15 protein-coding genes are annotated in these 18530 nt (G+C 43.5%); 5 read left to right on the top strand and 10 right to left on the bottom strand.

Features of this window, described 5'->3' with window-relative positions:
* Positions 1 to 208: 208 nt before the first annotated feature.
* Positions 209 to 1210: a LacI family DNA-binding transcriptional regulator gene (locus BM528_RS01095; protein ID WP_071978311.1), complete on the top strand. Its 1002-nt coding sequence runs from the start codon at positions 209 to 211 to the stop codon at positions 1208 to 1210.
* Between the two features lie 327 nt (positions 1211 to 1537).
* On the opposite strand, the gene BM528_RS01090 is transcribed toward BM528_RS01095, so the two are convergent.
* Positions 1538 to 2398 carry an alpha/beta hydrolase gene (locus tag BM528_RS01090; RefSeq protein WP_071978310.1) on the bottom strand — a complete coding sequence of 287 codons (861 nt, stop codon included), beginning with the start codon at positions 2396 to 2398 and terminating at the stop codon, positions 1538 to 1540.
* 91 nt (positions 2399 to 2489) lie between these two features.
* Positions 2490 to 3833, bottom strand: coding sequence for an MFS transporter (locus BM528_RS01085; protein WP_071978309.1), 1344 nt, complete (start codon positions 3831 to 3833; stop codon positions 2490 to 2492).
* 480 nt (positions 3834 to 4313) lie between these two features.
* Here BM528_RS01085 and uvrA point away from each other — a divergent pair, with 480 nt between their 5' ends.
* Positions 4314 to 7139: an excinuclease ABC subunit UvrA gene (gene uvrA, locus BM528_RS01080; RefSeq protein WP_071978308.1), complete on the top strand. Its 2826-nt coding sequence runs from the start codon at positions 4314 to 4316 to the stop codon at positions 7137 to 7139.
* 158 nt (positions 7140 to 7297) lie between these two features.
* On the top strand, positions 7298 to 7465 hold the full coding sequence (locus BM528_RS18605; protein WP_198033585.1) for a hypothetical protein: 168 nt from the start codon (positions 7298 to 7300) through the stop codon (positions 7463 to 7465).
* 366 nt (positions 7466 to 7831) lie between these two features.
* On the opposite strand, the gene BM528_RS01070 is transcribed toward BM528_RS18605, so the two are convergent.
* The 5 genes from BM528_RS01070 to BM528_RS01050 form a co-directional block, all read right to left on the bottom strand.
* A complete protein-coding gene (locus tag BM528_RS01070; RefSeq protein ID WP_071978306.1) occupies positions 7832 to 9331 on the bottom strand; it encodes an Hsp70 family protein in 1500 nt (499 codons plus the stop codon).
* Between the two features lie 98 nt (positions 9332 to 9429).
* A complete protein-coding gene (locus tag BM528_RS01065) occupies positions 9430 to 9933 on the bottom strand; it encodes a hypothetical protein (protein ID WP_071978305.1) in 504 nt (167 codons plus the stop codon).
* 9 nt (positions 9934 to 9942) lie between these two features.
* Complete coding sequence (locus tag BM528_RS01060) at positions 9943 to 12312, bottom strand: ABC transporter permease (RefSeq protein ID WP_071978304.1); 2370 nt, start codon at positions 12310 to 12312, stop codon at positions 9943 to 9945.
* Positions 12305 to 12997, bottom strand: a complete 693-nt coding sequence (locus BM528_RS01055) for an ABC transporter ATP-binding protein (protein WP_071978303.1) — start codon at positions 12995 to 12997, stop codon at positions 12305 to 12307. Before BM528_RS01055 ends, BM528_RS01060 begins: the two co-directional genes overlap by 8 nt.
* Before the next feature lie 28 nt (positions 12998 to 13025).
* Positions 13026 to 14237: an HlyD family secretion protein gene (locus BM528_RS01050; protein ID WP_071978302.1), complete on the bottom strand. Its 1212-nt coding sequence runs from the start codon at positions 14235 to 14237 to the stop codon at positions 13026 to 13028.
* A gap of 497 nt (positions 14238 to 14734) precedes the next feature.
* On the opposite strand from BM528_RS01050, the gene BM528_RS01045 reads away from it, so the two are divergent.
* Entirely contained in the window at positions 14735 to 15154 is a 420-nt protein-coding gene (locus tag BM528_RS01045) for an acyl-CoA thioesterase (protein WP_071978301.1), read from the top strand.
* Positions 15155 to 15175: 21 nt separating this feature from the next.
* Complete coding sequence (locus BM528_RS01040) at positions 15176 to 15874, top strand: 2OG-Fe(II) oxygenase (RefSeq protein ID WP_071978300.1); 699 nt, start codon at positions 15176 to 15178, stop codon at positions 15872 to 15874.
* A 39-nt stretch (positions 15875 to 15913) separates the two neighbouring features.
* On the opposite strand, the gene BM528_RS01035 is transcribed toward BM528_RS01040, so the two are convergent.
* The 3 genes from BM528_RS01035 to BM528_RS01025 form a co-directional block, all read right to left on the bottom strand.
* On the bottom strand, positions 15914 to 16408 hold the full coding sequence (locus BM528_RS01035) for a DUF3299 domain-containing protein (RefSeq protein WP_071978299.1): 495 nt from the start codon (positions 16406 to 16408) through the stop codon (positions 15914 to 15916).
* 71 nt (positions 16409 to 16479) lie between these two features.
* The gene (ppa, locus tag BM528_RS01030) at positions 16480 to 17010 is read right to left on the bottom strand and encodes an inorganic diphosphatase (protein ID WP_071978298.1); all 531 of its coding nucleotides are present in this window, start codon (positions 17008 to 17010) and stop codon (positions 16480 to 16482) included.
* A gap of 124 nt (positions 17011 to 17134) precedes the next feature.
* Entirely contained in the window at positions 17135 to 18112 is a 978-nt protein-coding gene (locus BM528_RS01025; RefSeq protein WP_071978297.1) for a class 1 fructose-bisphosphatase, read from the bottom strand.
* Positions 18113 to 18530 lie beyond the last annotated feature (418 nt).

The raw sequence follows: 18530 nt of genomic DNA, 5'->3' as shown, positions 1-18530 counted from the left end.
ACGTTACAAACTAGAAACCACAACGTTCCAGCACACTTGATGAAAGCGCTAACTAAAGCGTTAGAAATTTACCCATTTTTGTAAATATAATGTACGCTATAGCTTAAAAATGGCCTCCCCAATTGCGTTCCGCTCATGCGTTTATAGAGCATTAAATAGCGCACTTGTCGTGTAAAACAAATATAAAAACAGAAAGTTGTAAAACAAAATGGCGACGATAAAAGATATAGCTCAGGCGGCAGGTGTTTCACTTGCAACAGTGTCTCGCGTAATCAACGACGGACCGAAAGTGGGTAACGATACCCGCAAACGCGTAAAGAAGATTATGGAAGAAATGGGCTATCGCCCGAACGCGAATGCTCGCGCGCTGGTTACCAAAAGAAGCGCTTCTCTTGGTGTTGTTATAGCAGAGTTACACGACCCATTTTTCGCTATGTTAGCGCATGGGGTTGAATCGGTAACACGTAAAAATAACGTACAAATTCTTTTAAGTGCCGGCTCTATTGAAAAAGAGACCGAATTGCGCGCAATTGAAACGTTACTAGAGCATCGTGTAGAAGCCATGGTTGTGCACAGTAAGGCCCTTGACGATAAAACCTTAATAGAATTTTCAAAACAAGTCCCTGGGTTTGTTCTCATTAACCGTTATATACCCGAAATTGCCAACAGATGCGTGTGGCTAGACAACGTAACTGGCGGGCGTTTAATGGCTGAATACGCAATCAATCAAGGTCACCAACACGTGGCGGTTATTAGTAGCCAATATCGCATAGACGACCCCAATCAAAGACTTGAAGGCGTGCGCACAGCGATAAAGAACGCCAATTTAGTGTTACCTGAAAGCATGATTGAATATGCCACGCCAGACCAAGAAGGTGGCGAACTGGCAATGCAAAACCTGCTAGCCACAGGCGCGAAATTTACCGCGGTTTTAGCCTATAACGATGCTATGGCATCGGGGGCGATGACCATGCTGCAAGACCACGGAATTGCCGTTCCAGAACAGGTATCGGTTATGGGTTATGACGACGTGTTACTAGCTAAATATTGTCGACCTAAACTCACTACACTTCGCTATCCTGTAGAAATGATGGCATCGAAAGCGGCAGAACTTGCACTTAAATATGCTTCGGGGAAACAACCTGAGGAAGGTTTAACCTTTAAATATACGCCTACCATTATAAAACGAGATTCGGTGGTCAGGGTGTAGCAACTGGTACACCTGTTCCCCTGTAGACTTGCTATTCTATTTGATGATGATAGCGAAAGTCTTATTGCATTTTCTTTCGTTACAACCTTTAGTGCTACAGCGGTTATCCCCAATAAGGGAAAGTGCTTGATCCTTCACACAATAACGATCAAAAACACATAAGATCTGTAATATATTTGCTACAAGTATTGATTTTATTGACGTAACGTGATCGGATCAGTTGCGCCCTTCTGATCCCGATCTCGCGCCATTACTCACTGTTAACAGACTTACCAACAAGGTTTTCCACTATTTATCCACAAGCAAAAAAATGGCCCCCCCGCCTATTTAGTTAGCGAGTTGTGATACAAAGCGTTTGTACTCTGCAATGGCAAAGTCTGAATTAAGTGTGGCGTTATGGGTCGCCTCGGGGATGACAGAAAGGTGTTTTTTACTACTTGCACTGTCTGCAAGCAGCTGCTCACTAATTGGCTGCGGTGTAATTTTATCTCGGGCGCCTACAAGTAACCAAAGCGGCCCGTCAAAATGCCTCAGAATAGGCGCAATTTGCATGCTGTGAACTTCGTCGTGTAACTTCATTGCGGTAAAGGAATTCGAAAACCCGGGCACCATATTAGCTATGAGGTCAGAAATATTATTGAAAGCGCCGTCTAGCACAAGCCCGTCTATTTGCCGATTTGCAGCTACGTAACTTGCAAAGTAACTGCCGATACCGCGCCCGTGAACAATAGTGGGAATAGAGGTGTCAAAAGCGCTTTCGACGTAATCAAACTGGGTAAGCGCATCCTGCTTAATGGCATTAATATTAAGCTTATCCGCCTTTTCACTTGCACCAACCCCTTGGTAATCAAGCCATAAAATATTGGCTGGTAACTTTCCTAGCTGATGTATAACGCTGTTATTTTCTGATAGTGGCATTCTATTATCAGCGAAGAATACAATATTGACGATAGGATTAGCGTAAGAAACTGCAACACCGCGCAGGGTTTGTCCACCCTCGTTTTCCAGCTCTACAATACTTATACCCGCAGACAAATTATCTTTTTGAATAGCACTATGAAGCCGCGTTGTGTCTAGCGATTTAGGTGTGGTGTCTTGGTAAAAGAAGGCGCTGGGCGTAACGTTGATTGCGCATCCAAATAGCAATAGGCAAGCAATGACAACAGAACAAACGTTTTTAAAAGCCATATTTGAAAGCCATGTTTGAAAGCAATAGCGAAAAACTATCCGTGTTAATATGTTACTCATTAAAGCAGAGTAGTCTTTGCTTAACAAGCGACTAAATAGGCCTAATCACCGCCCTCGCTTTTATTGCATCAAAATCTCTATCTACCTTTAGATACACGGCATCACTCTGAGTATTGAAGGTGACTTCCAATACCCCCGGCACAGTAAGCAGTTGCTCTTTTAAGGTGTTCTGTGCACTAGCGTCTGGATTCTCTACGTTCATCATAACCCGCTTTACGCGGCTTACTTCTTTGATCCCACTAATGATATAAAGCCAAAGTAATGTGCTAGCTGCACCCACCATATAGGCAGTGTTAGGCGACCATACATCGGTGACCACGCCAGATATCATTCCACCTAAAAAAGCGCCAAAGAACTGAAAACTCGCATAAATTCCCATGGCCGTGCCTTTTTGCCCAGCAGGAGCAATACTCGATACCAAGGCTGGAAAATTCGCTTCTAAATAATTAAACCCAGTGAAAAACAAAATAACGGCTGCTGTAGTTAGCCACCAGTTAGCGCTGCTTATGCCAAGGGCAAAAAATGCGCTACCCATAAACACGGCCCCTAATAGTAACAACGATTTAGGCGTACGACCTCGGGCTGCGCCCATCATAATGATAAGCCCAACTATAGAGGCGCCCAAAACGGGAAGATACATGCGCCAATGTTCGCTCAACGACATATCAAAATCGGTCAATGTAACGGGGAGTTGTACGAACAATAGGGTAATGAGCATGTGTAGTATCAACACGCTCACATTTAGTCGCCACAATTGCTTTGATAGAATTAACTGGCCCAGCTGCCCCTTTTGCGGAAGAGTTTCGCCACTGCTTAAAGGTTCTGAGTTTGGCACGACCCACTTTACAAGTGGAATACACAAAATGGCTAACAGGCCCGTTACGGCGAACACCCCACTTAATCCAAAGCGGTTGGCAATAAGAGGGCCCACAATCACGGCTATATAAAACGAAAAGCCAATAGCAATACCAATAATAGCCAGTACTTTTGCTCGCTGGCTTTCTCTGCTCACATCAGTAGCGAGTGCCATTATAGCCCCGGCTATTGCTCCAGCCCCTTGTAAAATTCGCCCGACAATCATCCACGCCATGGTATCGGCATTAGCTGCCACAAAACTACCTATGGCAAACACACTCAATCCAAGCAGAATAACGGGTTTACGCCCCCATTTATCAGACATCATGCCCATGGGAATTTGTAGTGCTGCCTGAGTCAAGCCATAGCCGCCCACCGCTAGCCCTACCAGCAAAGGAGAATAATCTGGATAGTCCATCGCAGCCACGGCCAACACGGGCATGACCATGAAAAGGCCTAACATTCTTAAAACATAAACAGAGGCTAGCGCAAGCGCTGCGCGTAATTCCAAGGCGTTCAAAGCGTCTGAGTTCCTCAAAGGTTACTGTGCGAAAATAACGACGGCGAAGTGTAGCATAAATTGATGGTATGCCCATGAAGGTTAAAACTGATTAATGTCATCGTTTATTTCATCCTTCTCAACAATTGCGTTTTCTACAGAGAACTAAAAAAACTAAAAAAGGGACACACATAACATCACACTCTCGTTTCTGCACAAATACAACTAAAAAGGACACGCATAACATCACACTCTCGTTTCTGCACGAATACAACTAAAAAGGACACGCATAACATCACACTCTCGTTTCTGCACAAATACAACTAAAAAGGACACGCATAACACCATCCTTTCGCTCCTGCACGAATATCGCCACGCATAGCAAGGTGAAGGTGATCTCCCCAAGTTTCAAGGAGTATAACTTGAATGCCATATCACTTTAGTTGACACCTATGGCATACTGTTTCCTTTAACTCAGATTCTTTTTCTCATTAGGCTTAAATGGATAAAATCGAAATACGCGGTGCACGCACTCACAACCTGAAGAATATCGATTTGACACTACCACGAGACAAGCTGGTAGTAATAACTGGTCTTTCCGGATCGGGTAAATCGTCTCTTGCATTTGACACCTTGTACGCTGAGGGTCAGCGTCGTTACGTTGAGTCACTCTCTGCTTATGCGCGTCAATTCCTCTCAATGATGGAAAAACCAGATGTTGACCACATTGAAGGCTTATCGCCTGCCATTTCGATTGAGCAAAAATCTACGTCGCACAACCCGCGTTCTACGGTGGGCACAATTACCGAGATTTATGACTACCTGCGTTTGATGTTTGCCAGGGTGGGAACCCCTCGTTGTCCTGACCACGACGTTCCACTTGATGCACAAACCGTAAGTCAAATGGTGGATAAGGTGCTGGCTATGCCAGAAGGCAGCAAATTGATGCTTCTTGCACCTATCATTAAAGAACGTAAAGGGGAGCACGTTAAAGCCTTGCAGAATTTGTCTGCCCAAGGGTTTATTCGCGCTCGCATTGATGGTGAAGTGTGCGATCTTTCCGATCCTCCACCGCTGGACCTGCACAAAAAGCATACCATTGAGGTGGTAGTAGACAGGTTTAAAGTGCGCGATGATTTGGCACTTCGCCTATCAGAATCTTTTGAAACCGCGCTTTCCCTTGCTGGCGGTAACGCTGTTATTGCTGACATGGATGACAAAGATGCAGAAGAAATTGTATTTTCTGCAAATTTTGCCTGTCCTCATTGTGGCTATAGCTTGAGCGAATTAGAGCCTAGACTATTTTCATTTAACAATCCTGCTGGTGCCTGTCCTACTTGTGATGGCTTAGGCACCCGAAACTTTTTCGATCCTTCACGCATTATCACCAACACTGAGCTTAGCTTGTCTGGTGGTGCAATCCGCGGATGGGACAAACGCAGTTATTATTATTTCCAAATGCTGCAAGCAGTTGCTGATCACTATAAGTTTAGCTTAACAGCCCCTTTCGAAGAGCTAGAAGACGCACATAAAGACATTGTTCTGTATGGCTCAAAGGGTAAATCGTTATCGTTCAAATATATTAACGAGCGCGGCGATATTATGGAGCGTAAGCACCCTTTCGAAGGCATTATTCCGAATATGGAGCGACGCTATCGCGAGACCGAGTCAAACTCTGTGCGCGAAGAGCTTGGCAAATATCTCAGCCAACAGCACTGCAGTAGCTGCAACGGTTCACGTCTACGCGTTGAAGCGCGTAACGTATTTATTCAACAAACCACGCTGCCCACTATTGCCGATATGTCGATAGCCGAGGCATATACGTTTTTTGAAACTCTCGATTTAGCCGGCCAAAAAGCTCAAATAGCAGAAAAGATCCTAAAAGAAATACTCGATCGGCTGCGCTTTTTAGTTAACGTTGGGCTTAATTATCTGTCACTGTCTCGTAGTGCAGACACACTTTCAGGTGGCGAAGCCCAGCGGATTCGCCTCGCTAGTCAAATTGGTGCAGGACTTGTTGGCGTAATGTATGTGCTTGATGAACCCTCCATAGGGTTGCACCAGCGAGACAACGAGCGACTACTAAAAACCCTGACGCATTTACGGGACCTAGGCAATACAGTGCTCGTTGTTGAACATGACGAAGATGCCATTCGGCAAGCAGACCACGTTATTGATATTGGCCCTGGTGCTGGCGTACACGGCGGTGAAATTATTGCTGAAGGCACCATCGACGACATTCTTAAAAGTGAGCACTCGCTTACAGGGAAGTACCTATCTAGACGTGAAAAGATTGATATTCCAGAAAAGCGCACGCCAGCGAAAGATAACAAGTGGCTAACGCTTAAAGGTGCCACAGGCAACAACTTACAATCTGTTGATTTACGCATACCTACGGGCGTGATGACCTGTGTAACTGGCGTGTCTGGCTCAGGTAAATCGACGCTAATTAACGACACTTTTTATAAGATTGCCCAGCGTGAATTAAACAAGGCTACCACGGCAGAGGCTGCACCTCACGTGTCGATGGAGGGTTTAGAGCTACTCGACAAGGTGGTTGATATTGACCAAAGCCCTATTGGTAGAACTCCACGCTCTAACCCGGCAACCTATGCTGGTATTTTCACGCCAATAAGAGAAATGTTCGCAGGCACCCAAGAAGCCCGCTCTAGGGGTTACAAGCCAGGACGCTTTAGCTTTAACGTGAAAGGCGGCCGCTGCGAGGCGTGTCAGGGCGACGGTGTTATTAAAGTTGAAATGCACTTCCTCCCCGATGTGTACGTGCCTTGCGATGTATGTATGGGCAAACGGTACAACCGCGAAACCTTGGATGTAAAATACAAAGACAAGAATATTCACGAAGTGCTAGAGATGACGGTGGAAGATGCAAGAAAATTCTTCGATGCAGTCCCCTCTATTTCTCGCAAATTGCAGACATTGATGGATGTCGGTCTCTCTTATATCAAGTTAGGACAGGCAGCGACAACTTTGTCAGGTGGTGAGGCTCAGCGTGTAAAATTAGCAAAAGAGTTGTCAAAAAGAGACACTGGTCAAACGCTTTACATACTTGACGAGCCGACAACAGGTTTGCACTTCCACGACATCAAACAACTACTGGCGGTACTGCACGAGCTGCGCGACCACGGGAATACCGTGGTTGTCATAGAACATAACCTCGATGTTATTAAAACGGCTGACTGGATTGTTGACCTTGGCCCTGAAGGCGGATCAGGAGGTGGCCTGATTATTGCTGAAGGAACACCAGAGCATGTTGCTGAACAAGAAGTGTCGCATACAGGTCGTTTCTTAAAGCCCTTGCTCGAGTAAGCCTAATCGTAGAGTTAATGAGCAGGTAGTACACATTCATCACTGCTTGGTAGTGTGTATTAGCCGCTCATTAACGCATTCTGGTCAGAGCTTATTTTAACGCATCATAGGTTACGATGATGATTGTTAATATGCAGTTTATATTACCGGAGCAACAAATGAATCAAACACCACCACTGGCTTTAGTTAAAACCTGGTATGACTTACTTTCTTCATCTGAAGACAACAGTGTAAAACAGCATGCTCAGCAAATGCTGCTTAACGCTTTTGAGTCTCCAGAAGCCATCGCGATATATCTTAAAGAGAACAATATTCTCAAGCATTAATCTTCCACGCTTGCTTCAAATACAGGCTCAAGTACTTTTCTAGCGAGCTTTATACTTGTGCATTAAGGGCGTGCTGTGAAATATACAGCACGCTAAAGTGTTGGAGTTAAATACGGGCAGATACTTGGACAGGCACTTTTAGCTACTTTCCCCTATTTTAAGTGATAGAGAAATTACTGAGACAGTCACATTTTATGTCGTGGCTAGAGAGACAGTCACTTTTAGCCACTTTCCCCCTATTTTAAGTGATAGAGAAATTACTGAGACAGTCACGTTTTATGTCGTGGCTAGAGAGACAATCACTTTTAGCTATCTTTTTGAGAGCATACGCAGACTAGCCTGTACAGACAGGCACTTATTTACTAATTAAAACTTAGACGCCTGAATAGCGAGTCCCTCGCACACCGAATTAAATGCATCATTTTCTAAGCGTGGAAGCCCTGTCAGTAAGTTTTCATACAAAGCATCTACCACGATGGGCGACAAACTCATTCCGCCAGTGATCATTACCACTTCGGGTTTCACGTCGGTGTTGTCTAAACACTCGGTAACCAAGGTCTTAACCTTATCAAGCCAAGGTTTTAACGCTTTTTGTAGAGCCTCTTGGCTTATATCCACACCAAACTCATCTTCTATGTAGTGCAGAGGAAGAGTTATTCGAGATTTACTCGACAGCAGCTCTTTAGCCATACGCGCAGAATTTACTACCCGAGCCGACAGCTTGTTTTCCTGTACAGTAAGCAAGCGCTCTAATTGTGCAGGCTCTTTTATGACAGACATCGTTTGAGATATATCCAATCCATAATCATCAGAAAAGAAGCGCATTAAGGCAGGAATGTTATCTACCGCGCACATATCAGAGAAGTAGGTTGGGGGTACGGGCAGGCCGTTCATCATTTTCAGCCCCATCCCCATTTCAGGGGCAATCGTTTTAAGCACCAGGCTTTTATCGCAATCCATGCCTCCTAAGCGTCGCCCTGTTACCGACAACACATCTTGCTTTCTATCTAACTGATTAGTGCGCTCTGGAGAGAGATTGATGCAACAAATATCGGTAGTGCCGCCACCGATATCAACAATAAGAGTTGTGGTATCACGAGGAAGCGTTTGCTCTATCTTATACGCAGCTGCTATGGGTTCATCTAAGAAATTAACTGTGGCAAAGCCAGCTTTTTTCGCGGCTTCCGTCATAATTTCTATGGCTTGAATGTTCCCTTCTTCACCGCGCGTGCCGTGAAACTTAACCGGACGACCAATCACCGCCGAATCGATGTTGCTACTTAGCTGCTCTTGAGCACATTGCTTAAAGTAACCAAGCTGCTTCGCAATTATGCCGACAAACGCTTTCTTTTGATCGCTATCTAGCGACGCACCCAAGAAGTTTTTTGGCGAGTAGATTAAGCGCCCTTTTTCTGGCATTTTCAAAAATCGACGAAACCCAGCTTCACCGAAAGCAAACTTGCCGTGCTCTACCAGTCTTAGCAGAGGAATTTCATCCAGGGACATGACATGCATTAGCTGTGCAATAGCTTTACGTTGCAGAGCAGGCTTATTGTGAAGGTCGCCACGCAGAGAATTAATCCGTTGGTTATACGTAGCTTGCTCTTTGGGATCTTTCGCTGAGTAATAGCCGTCTTTGGCTTTATCTATTTGCTCGTTGATAACGCGCTGCAACTGAGCTACTTTCGCTTCAACCATGGCATCGGGTGGCGGTGGCAGCTCGTCTTCAAAGTAAATAAATACCGACGAACGAATTTTATTGCCTTTCTTATCTAAAGGGTCAAGTTTGATGTGCTGATGGGTAGCACCATCAAAATACACCACTTCAGAATTTGATGTGCCGTAATCAATCCCAATTGCAGTCATAGTTATTACGTAAAAGAAATTTGGCGTGAATTGTAAGGAAAAGCCAGTGCCCTTTCTAGCTTTGTTTACAGGTTAATCACGTTGCCGTTAAACGAGGATCAGTTACCGCCCCCTGTTAGCCTATTGTATTCTTCTTCAGACACTATAGTGACTGTCACGCTATCGGCGGGCTTCTTTAAGACTTTCACATAATGCACATTGTATTGCTCAAGTAGCCCAATGACTTTTTCATTGATTGAGTTTTGCTTTTTACCTGGCGGACAATGCTCATCTTTTTGTGCTCTTACTATAAACAATGTGTAATCGTAGTCAGAAAAATCGTAATCATCAGGCAGTTGTTTCGACAAAATCGCCAAATCATTTTCGGATGAATCAATAGGTTTTGTGTTATTAAAGTGTCTTGCCAAATCTCGGGCAACACTGTTTTGTTTGAAAACCGTTTCACCCTTTCGATTAACTAAGTAAGTCAAGGGCGTCACATTCCCGAAGCCCGTCGCCTTATAATTTTCCGGCTCAATGAGCACCTCAGTGACTTCTACTGCTTTCACTGCATTTAATGACAAAGCACAATATAAAACTATTCCATATAGTAAGTATTTCATTATTTCTCCTTAAGTTAACGCCTGCCAACTGACTTTCTTAGTCCGCTGAACGCCAAATAAAAATGTAACCAAAACAACGATGGACAAAACAGAGAATCCACCCGCGTAATGCAAAATTGCATCACTACCTGCAAATTGAGTGTCTTTCAGAATTGACGTTGAGAAAAACAAAGTCAGCAGCGCAACTGGTAAGCTTACTATCAGGTAAGCAAGCATTTCCCGTTTAACAATGTCATGTACCATAGCCCCTAGAGAAAGCCTTAACGCTATCTCTCGCTGAGATTTAATCAGTAAAATATTAATGCTGTTATATGAAAATAAGATTGTTGTTGAAAGCAAAACAACGGTGACTAATAACGATGTCGTAATTAACGCTCTTTGGGGGGCTTCTTGCTCGTCGATTAGCGCTTCCAAATTGCTCGATGTAGGATTACTAAGCCTTGCATCTATATTTTTAAGCCCCGTATCCACCGCTTTTTCAACTTGGAAAGACGACAGCTTAGTGCGTATCAGCAAACTTTCTACGCCTAATAACGTGGGAGAAACTTGGTACACGATAGGCTCTGCGATATCGTCAATACTGTTTAAATGAACATCATTTGCAACACCCACCACATCGATAACTTGCTTATCATTATCGCTGGTATCAATAAGCAATTTCATTTGGCTTAGTGTCTGCCCATCAAAAAACTTATGATACAAAGCCTCGCTGATTACAGCTTGGTTTCGATTTCCCCACGTCAGTGTATTTCCCTTTATCAGCTCTATTCCAGCCACTTCAAAAAAGTTAGGGGACACTAACGACGTTAACACGCCCGGATTATTCTTGCCTCCAAGCGGTCGAAGGTCTTGCGTATAAATTGAGGTATACGCGTTTTGATTTTTCAAAAATGGTGTCGTTGTGATAGCCGCGTGTTTTATGCCTTCTATTTGCTCAATATTTTGTATGACAAGCTCTGGTAGCTCATTGGTATAAAAAGTGCCGCCAAAGCGAGGAATATCAAATGTCACTATTTCTAGCTCACTTTCGTCAAACCCTCTGTCTTTTTGATAATAAGCATACTGCCGCAAAGAAAGGTCAACGCTTTTGGAAATACTTATACAACTTATTGAAATCATGATGGCTAGCAAAAAGAACGCTTGAAGCTTAACCCCGAGGGAGACACTTCCACCGCGACCAAGTGATGAGGCGAAGACCTTCTTCTGTAATGAGAACAGTACTATGGCAATACCGAACATAGGTAGAAGGGTTGCCGCTAAGATACCTGCTAATGAAGTCCAGTTATTATTGACTGCAGTCTGCAATTCTGGAACCGCAAAGTTGAAATAAGCAGGGCTCATTAAGTAATAAACAACTGCCGCTGTGGCTACCGCCGATAAGGAAAAAAGAAGCTCTAAAATAAGCTGCGCAAAAAGCTGTTGCTTGTTAGCTCCGATCATTTTCCTAAGCGCATGTTCGTTTTGGCGCTTTTCTAAATCGTCACAAAGGTTACTTAAAAACGCAATTGCACTAAAGATGAGAAGCACTAAGAAGAGGTACTTCAACCGCTCCAAACGACTACTTAAGGCAACGAACTCAGAATCTGAAATGCCAAAAGCATCAATAATCTCTAATTTTTCGTCATCAAAGAACAATGCTTGCTGTTGTAAGTATGCTTCAAGTCTTTCAGAGGCCACTGGATTCGCTGAACTTGTCAGTAAATAGGAATACGTATCTGGGCTGACCGCATCAAATGTTCCCACATTCAATCGTTCAATGTAAGCATATGGAATGAGCAAATCTGTTTCTGAGCCGGGCCGTAAACCTATAAACTCCTGTGGCATAACGGCACTGATGATAAGCAATTCAGCCCCAACTTGCAGAGTTTCACCGATGATATCGTCACCTTTATCAAGTGCTTGCCATAGGGAGTAAGAGATTGCGACGTGAATTTGTTCATTAGCATTTGGAAATTCCAGTTTTTCAAGGCTTCCCTTCAATGGAGAAATACCAAGATACTCATACCCCCCTGAGAAGAAACTGGCATATACGTCACGCTTGATAACACCGTCACTTTTTAGCCATGCATTTTTTTGATAAGTAATGCCTTTTATGTTCTCTGGACCCGCATTAGGACGAGTTAATTCTTGCGCCAGATAAAACGGTAGTGCTGACTGAGTATCCGCTGTCTTGTAACTTACTTGGGCTATTCTTTCGGGATGCTTGATGGATGCAAAGCTTGGATTCTCGTAGGCGCTTATAATAGAGAGCACTTGGGCGAAAAAAGCGATTGGCAGACCAAGTAAACAAATTCCAAACCAATTTGTCCATTGTTTAGAAAATTGAAGCCACCAGTTTGATGCGAGATCAAGGGACAGCTTGAAAGACAAACTATGCATTGTCCACTTCACTTTTTGCGTGAGTGAGCCTACCGTCTTTAATGGTGTATTGGACTTTTGCTCTTCTCGCAAACTGTATATCGTGAGTGATAAGGCAAATAGTCTTACCCGCTTTGTTTAATGACTCAAGAATGTCAAATATGATTTCTGCATTTGAGGTATCTAAGTTTCCAGTAGGTTCGTCGGCCAAAATAAGCGAAGGATCGTTCACAATCGCACGTGCGATGGCTATTCGCTGTTGCTGCCCTCCCGACAACTCCCGAGGGTAACGCGTTAAATAATCCTCCATCCCGACTAACTGTAAGACACTCACTACTTTTTCACGATACTCTTTTCTTGAGACGCTAGCATTGTATGTAAGGGGTAAGCACACGTTTTGATAAACAGTAAGATGGCCAAGGAGATTGAAGTTTTGAAAAATTAGGCCTATTTCGGCGTTTTTTAGTTTTGCCACCGACTGTTGAGTGAGATCGGTCACATTGGTATCAAGCAATAAATACTGTCCGCTGCTCGGTTCGTTAATTAGCCCCAATATAGATAGTAAGGTGCTTTTCCCTGATCCTGAAGTACCAACAATGGCAACATAATCACCCTCTGAAATCGTCATGTTAACCCCACTTAACGCGGGTACCGTTGAATGAGGGTAAACGAAATCGAGATTTTTAAACTGAATTAACTCTGGCATACTTTTCCCTGTAACGACTACCAAGCGGCTAGTTTTCAATTTCCGAGGAATTTTGAACTAGCGCTATATTTTCACCTTCTTTTAAATTTCCAGATAGAAAGAGCGACTCATTGCTCGTATGAGACACTCTTACGTCCGTTGCTACCATTTCGCCATCGTATATTTTGAAAACAGTCCAGTTTATCTGATCGCTATAATTAGGTGGTTTACTAACCGAGGCCACCATTTCAACATCAGATGATGTAATCTCCGCCTCAATAGATTGCTCAATTGAAAATTGCTTGCCAGCATCAGGGGCCAACTCAATTGTTACTTGAACAGCACCTTCCCTTACTATTGAATCGATAAAAGAAACTTTGCCCTCTTGCGTGGCCGCTGGACTTATGACTTTGGCAGTGCTATCGAGGCTGATTTTATGGGATAAATATTGTGGTATTTTAATTTCCGCCACTAATGAGGAATCATCGACGATAGACGCTAACGTTTGCCCAATATTAACTGCTTGACCAGAGCTGAGCTTTAAATCTCTCACAAGCCCTGATATTGCCGCGTTTACAGTTAAGTCATTAATTCTTTCTTTATAGTAAGCAACCTTTTCAGAAGCCGAGTCATTTTGTAAGTTAAGCGCAGCAACTTGCTCTTCCTTATTCTCGGCAAACATTTCCAGCTGCTTGCGGGCACTTTCTAAGCTTAGCTTAGCCTGGGCCAGTGTCAGCTCTTGCTGTTGATACCTTATGCTGGACACTATTCCTGCTTTGTGGAGAGTTCTATTTGCATCATATTCTAGCTGTTGCCGTTTTAATAATGACTCTGCTTCAGAGATATCGGATTCTAATTTGTACCCCTCAAGCTTTAACTGACTGATTCTAAATGCGACGTTTGCCCTTGTTTCTAAAGCCTGAGATTCAGCCTCTCGAAACTCTCTAATAAGAAGTGGGTTCGTTAGCGAAAATAGCTTGTCGCCCTTTTTCACTCTTTGTCCTTGATGGACATAGATTTCAGAAACGTAACCATCTTCGTTTGCCGCTACCACCTGCGTATTGATTGGAACAACTTTCCCAATTCCGCGCAATTGAGATGGAGATGGAGTGAATTTCACTTCGTAAATATCTAAACTAGCGGGTGATTTTAAGCTTTGATAAAAGCCGACAAACAACGCTATCAAAATTAAGAGTGTGGAAAGAATCAAAAATAGTCGAGACTTTGAAATGTTTTGTTTAGTTTTGATATGAGCCTGCATTAGATATTGTTCCGGCTTCTTCGTTTTATGAACGGCAATTGACTCGAAAAGAAAGTAAATTGGCGAAGAAAATTTACAAAACGGACATTTTTAATTACGTGCTTTGAACAAAACAAAGAGCCGATATAGAGGTCATCAATATCGTGACCGACACTAAGGCGTGTTGATCTTTCGTGATTAGTTTTTGAACAGCATGGTAAAGAGTTATAATTTGCTTCGCCAAAAGTAAAAGAACAACTCACTACAATGCCAGAAAGTGTATTGAGGTACAGTTTTTTTGGTGGCTCAGGCTAATAGCGGCTCAGTCGTGACTGTCTTGATAGCGGTCTAGCCATGCCTGTCTTGGTAGTAACGATCTTTATAGTGGCGGTGTTGATAGAAATGATCGGGCATTGCAAACATGCCTGTCTCATTAGAAGAAGTACAAAAGCGGTGTAAAATTTTTCGCGGCAATGCTAGATTGCTATAAAAATAAATAACAAAGCCTTACCTATTTTATGACAACTGAAACTCCGTTAGTCACGTCGTTCGACGTGCGTTTCTGCGAGACCGACGCGCTGCAGCATGTAAGTAATACCGCTTTGGTAGCATGGTTCGAAGCGGCCCGAGAGCCTATCTTTCGTATGTTTACCCCCGAACTCGATTTACAGAACTGGCCTCTTATCCTAGCTAGTTACAAAGTTGAGTTTTTAGCTCAAATCTTCTACGGCAAAACCGTAACCGTAAAAACCTACATTAGCCGTCTAGGCAACAGTGCATTCGACGTGTTTCAAGAGCTATGGCAAGACGACAAGCTATGTTCCACGGGCGTTACCACCATGGTGCATTTTGACTATAAAACCCAGCGTTCGGCGCCTATTCCAGATGATGTTAAAGCAATGCTTCAATCTCATTATAAAGATATTTCTGGAAAGTAGAGACAGCCGTAGGGAAGTACAATGAGCGATTTAATAGAAGTAATCGATGACGTTTTACCGCCTGAGTTATGTACTCAGCTAATAGAGCGATTCGAAAGCAGCCCTAATTTAAGCCAAGGCCGCACTGGCGGCGGTGTTGATTTAGATAAAAAGCGTAGTACCGATGTTTCGATAAGCCATAACAACGAATTTCAAGATTTGTTTCAGCAGGTAATGCAGCACACCGGTAAACAACTAGTGGCCTATATTGAAAAGTACTATTTTGCGTTAGTAGGGCCAATAGGGCTTACCGTAAAACACCCGAAAACAGGTGAGCCGGTTAAACTTACCGGTGAGAACTTTGAGGAAGTGGGCAAACCCAACTTAGCTAATTTAGTGAATTACTTGTTTCGCGTGGGCGATGTCAATGCACAGCGTTACACCGCAGGGAATGGCGGTTACCCTTACTGGCATTCAGAAGTCTATCCTCAACTACAGCACAACGATGCTCTGCACCGAGTTATGCTGTTTATGTTTTATCTTAATGATGTGGATGAGGGCGGAGAAACCGATTTTTATTATCAAAACCGTTCAGTAAAGCCAAAAGCAGGAAGAATGGTAATTGCTCCTGCGTACTTTACCCATACACACCGCGGGCAAATACCAAAGAGTAACGATAAATATATTCTAACGTCATGGCTTTTGTTTAACCGAGCTGAGCACATTTATACCCAGGGTTAGTGCGATTGACTCGTTATTTAATCGCAGAATATCGAAGGGCTAAAACCCTTCGATAGCTTCACCTTTTAGGCGATAACCCACTGAAGCGATATCGCCTTTCCATCCATCAGTAGATAACTCCCCTGTTACCCATATAGCATCATAAATATTATCGATAGGAATGCCGCTTTCAAATTTAACGTACACTATTTGATTGGACGCTGGCGGTGGAACATGTATGCAAGCGCCAAAATAAGGCACCAATAAAAACTCAGTTGTAAGCTCTGCGGTGCCTTCAAGCGGAACAACAAAGCCCGGGATCTTAACGCGCTTGCCGTCATAGCTCTCTACTACTGGCGCATCAGGCTGAAGCTGACTCATTTCACCGTTATGCTGAACAGCAGGGGGCGCTAACTCGTTAAAACCCGGAGGCACTAAGTCTTCCCAATACACTTCCACGGGTTCACTTTCTGCCTGCACTGAAAAAGCAGACAATAGAACACTGGTTGTTAATATACATAGCGTAAAAAATGACTTAACTTTTGAAGTAACCATTGTTCTCCCCTGAAAATAAAACGGGCTGGTAATCACCAGCCCGTTTTAGCACTAATTTCACAATCAGTGAATTATTCTGCTTCGAAACGCTTAACGCTTGAGACAATTTCAGCTTTTGCGGCTGCTGCGTCGTCCCACCCGTCAATTTTAACCCACTTTCCTGGCTCTAAATCTTTGTAGTGCTCGAAGAAGTGTTCAATTTGCTTAAGTAGCAACGGTGGTACGTCTGCCAACTCTTTCACATCACGGTAAATTGTAGAAAGCTTGTCGATTGGAACAGCAAGCACTTTCGCATCTTTACCCGACTCATCGGTCATGTTAAGCACGCCAACAGGACGGCACTTAATTACTGAACCCGCTAGAAGAGGGAACGGCGTCATTACCAAAACATCAACAGGGTCGCCATCTTCAGACAAAGTGTTGTTAACATAACCATAATTGGTTGGATAATGCATACAAGTAGCCATAAAGCGATCTACGTATAAAGCACCAGTGTCTTTATCTACTTCGTATTTTACCGGGTCAGCATGGGCTGGGATCTCGATAATTACATTTACTTCTTCAGGCAGATTTTTGCCAGCAGGAACTGCGCTCAAGCTCATTCTATTGTCCTTACAGTAATAGATTAAAAATTTTGCCCGTAAGTATACGGCGACAGCAGCAAAATAAAAATGGTTTAAGACTGATGTCTCAACAAACTAAGCTATTTTGCCGCTTTTTTGTCAACTATTTCGCTTTTTCAGCGTAACTCACACACATTTCCACTTCTTCACTCGACCCAATAATGCATGGAACACGCTGATGTATTTCTTCTGGCATAACTTCTAGTATGCGACCGTTGCCTGTTTCGGCTTTACCACCTGCCTGCTCCATAAGAAAAGCCATGGGGTTCGCTTCATAAAGCAAACGCAACTTGCCAGGTTTAGACGGGTCGCGGTTATCGAAAGGGTACATAAATATCCCGCCTCGACACAGTAGTCTGTGAATATCACCAACCATGGCAGCTACCCAACGCATGTTGTAATTTTTGCCACGAGGACCGTCTTTACCCGCTAGTAGGTCGGCAATATAAGCTTGCATTGAAGGTTCCCAATGACGTTGATTAGACGCATTGATTGAGAATTCAGAGGTCTGCGCTGGCACTTCAATGTTTGGATGGGTTAATAGAAAACCACCGTGGGTTTTATCTAGCGTGTATATATGCGTTCCGCGACCAGTAGTAAGCGCAAGCATAGTAGATGGCCCGTAAAGTACGTACCCTGCGGCCACCATTTGCGTGCCGGGCTGAAGAAAAGCAGATGGGTCGTTGGGCTCCATCCACTGGGGCGCGTGAGTAATGGAAAAAATTGTACCAATTAAACTGTTAATTTCAGTATTCGATGAGCCATCGAGAGGGTCGAAGCTAACTAGGTATTTCCCTTCTGGGTTACAGGGTACTACGTCGTCTTCTTCTTCAGAGGATATTGCTTTGACGTAGCCAGACTCTCTTAATGTATCTTTTAAAATATGGTTAGAGATAACGTCGAGCTTCTTTTGAGTTTCACCCTGCACATTTTCTGAAAGCGTAGAACCAAGAACGCCAGCTAGCGCTCCTTGACTCACACGGAATGAAATTTCTTTACAACCTGCCAACAGGGTTCGAATGAGCAGGATTAGCTCAAGCGGTGCACCGTCTTGTTGCAACTGAGAGTTTAAGCGTTTCATTTATTATAGGCCTTTATTTGAGTGTAGGGTTTATCGTCACAAGACGCACAGTTTTATCACTGGCTTACTGCTTGTTACTATTTATTACTTATTTTTGTCGTCTTCCATCATGGATAACGTGAGGCTGAGTCATTATCACCCGTTGTAGAAGCAACCTTATAAAGCCAATATGCGGCCTTATAGAAGGAAACTTGCAAGTTCAATGTGGAGAATGTGACATCGTTTTAATTGTAACCATGTTCACACAGAAATAGAACACAGTTGCCTTTCAACTTACAAAAACATTCACACACCATACCAAATTTCTTATCGAGACAGTCACCATACCAGTTTCTCTTTATCATGACTGTCTCAAAAACTTTGCTTGGTACAACGCGCCTGTTTCCTTTACTAAAGAAATTGAGTTATCCATCTTTAT

The sequence above is a fragment of the Alteromonas sp. RW2A1 genome (assembly GCF_001886475.1).
GTDB lineage: Bacteria > Pseudomonadota > Gammaproteobacteria > Enterobacterales > Alteromonadaceae > Alteromonas > Alteromonas hispanica.
Note: the sequence above shows the minus strand (reverse complement) of the source record. Positions and strands in the feature narration are given on the sequence as shown.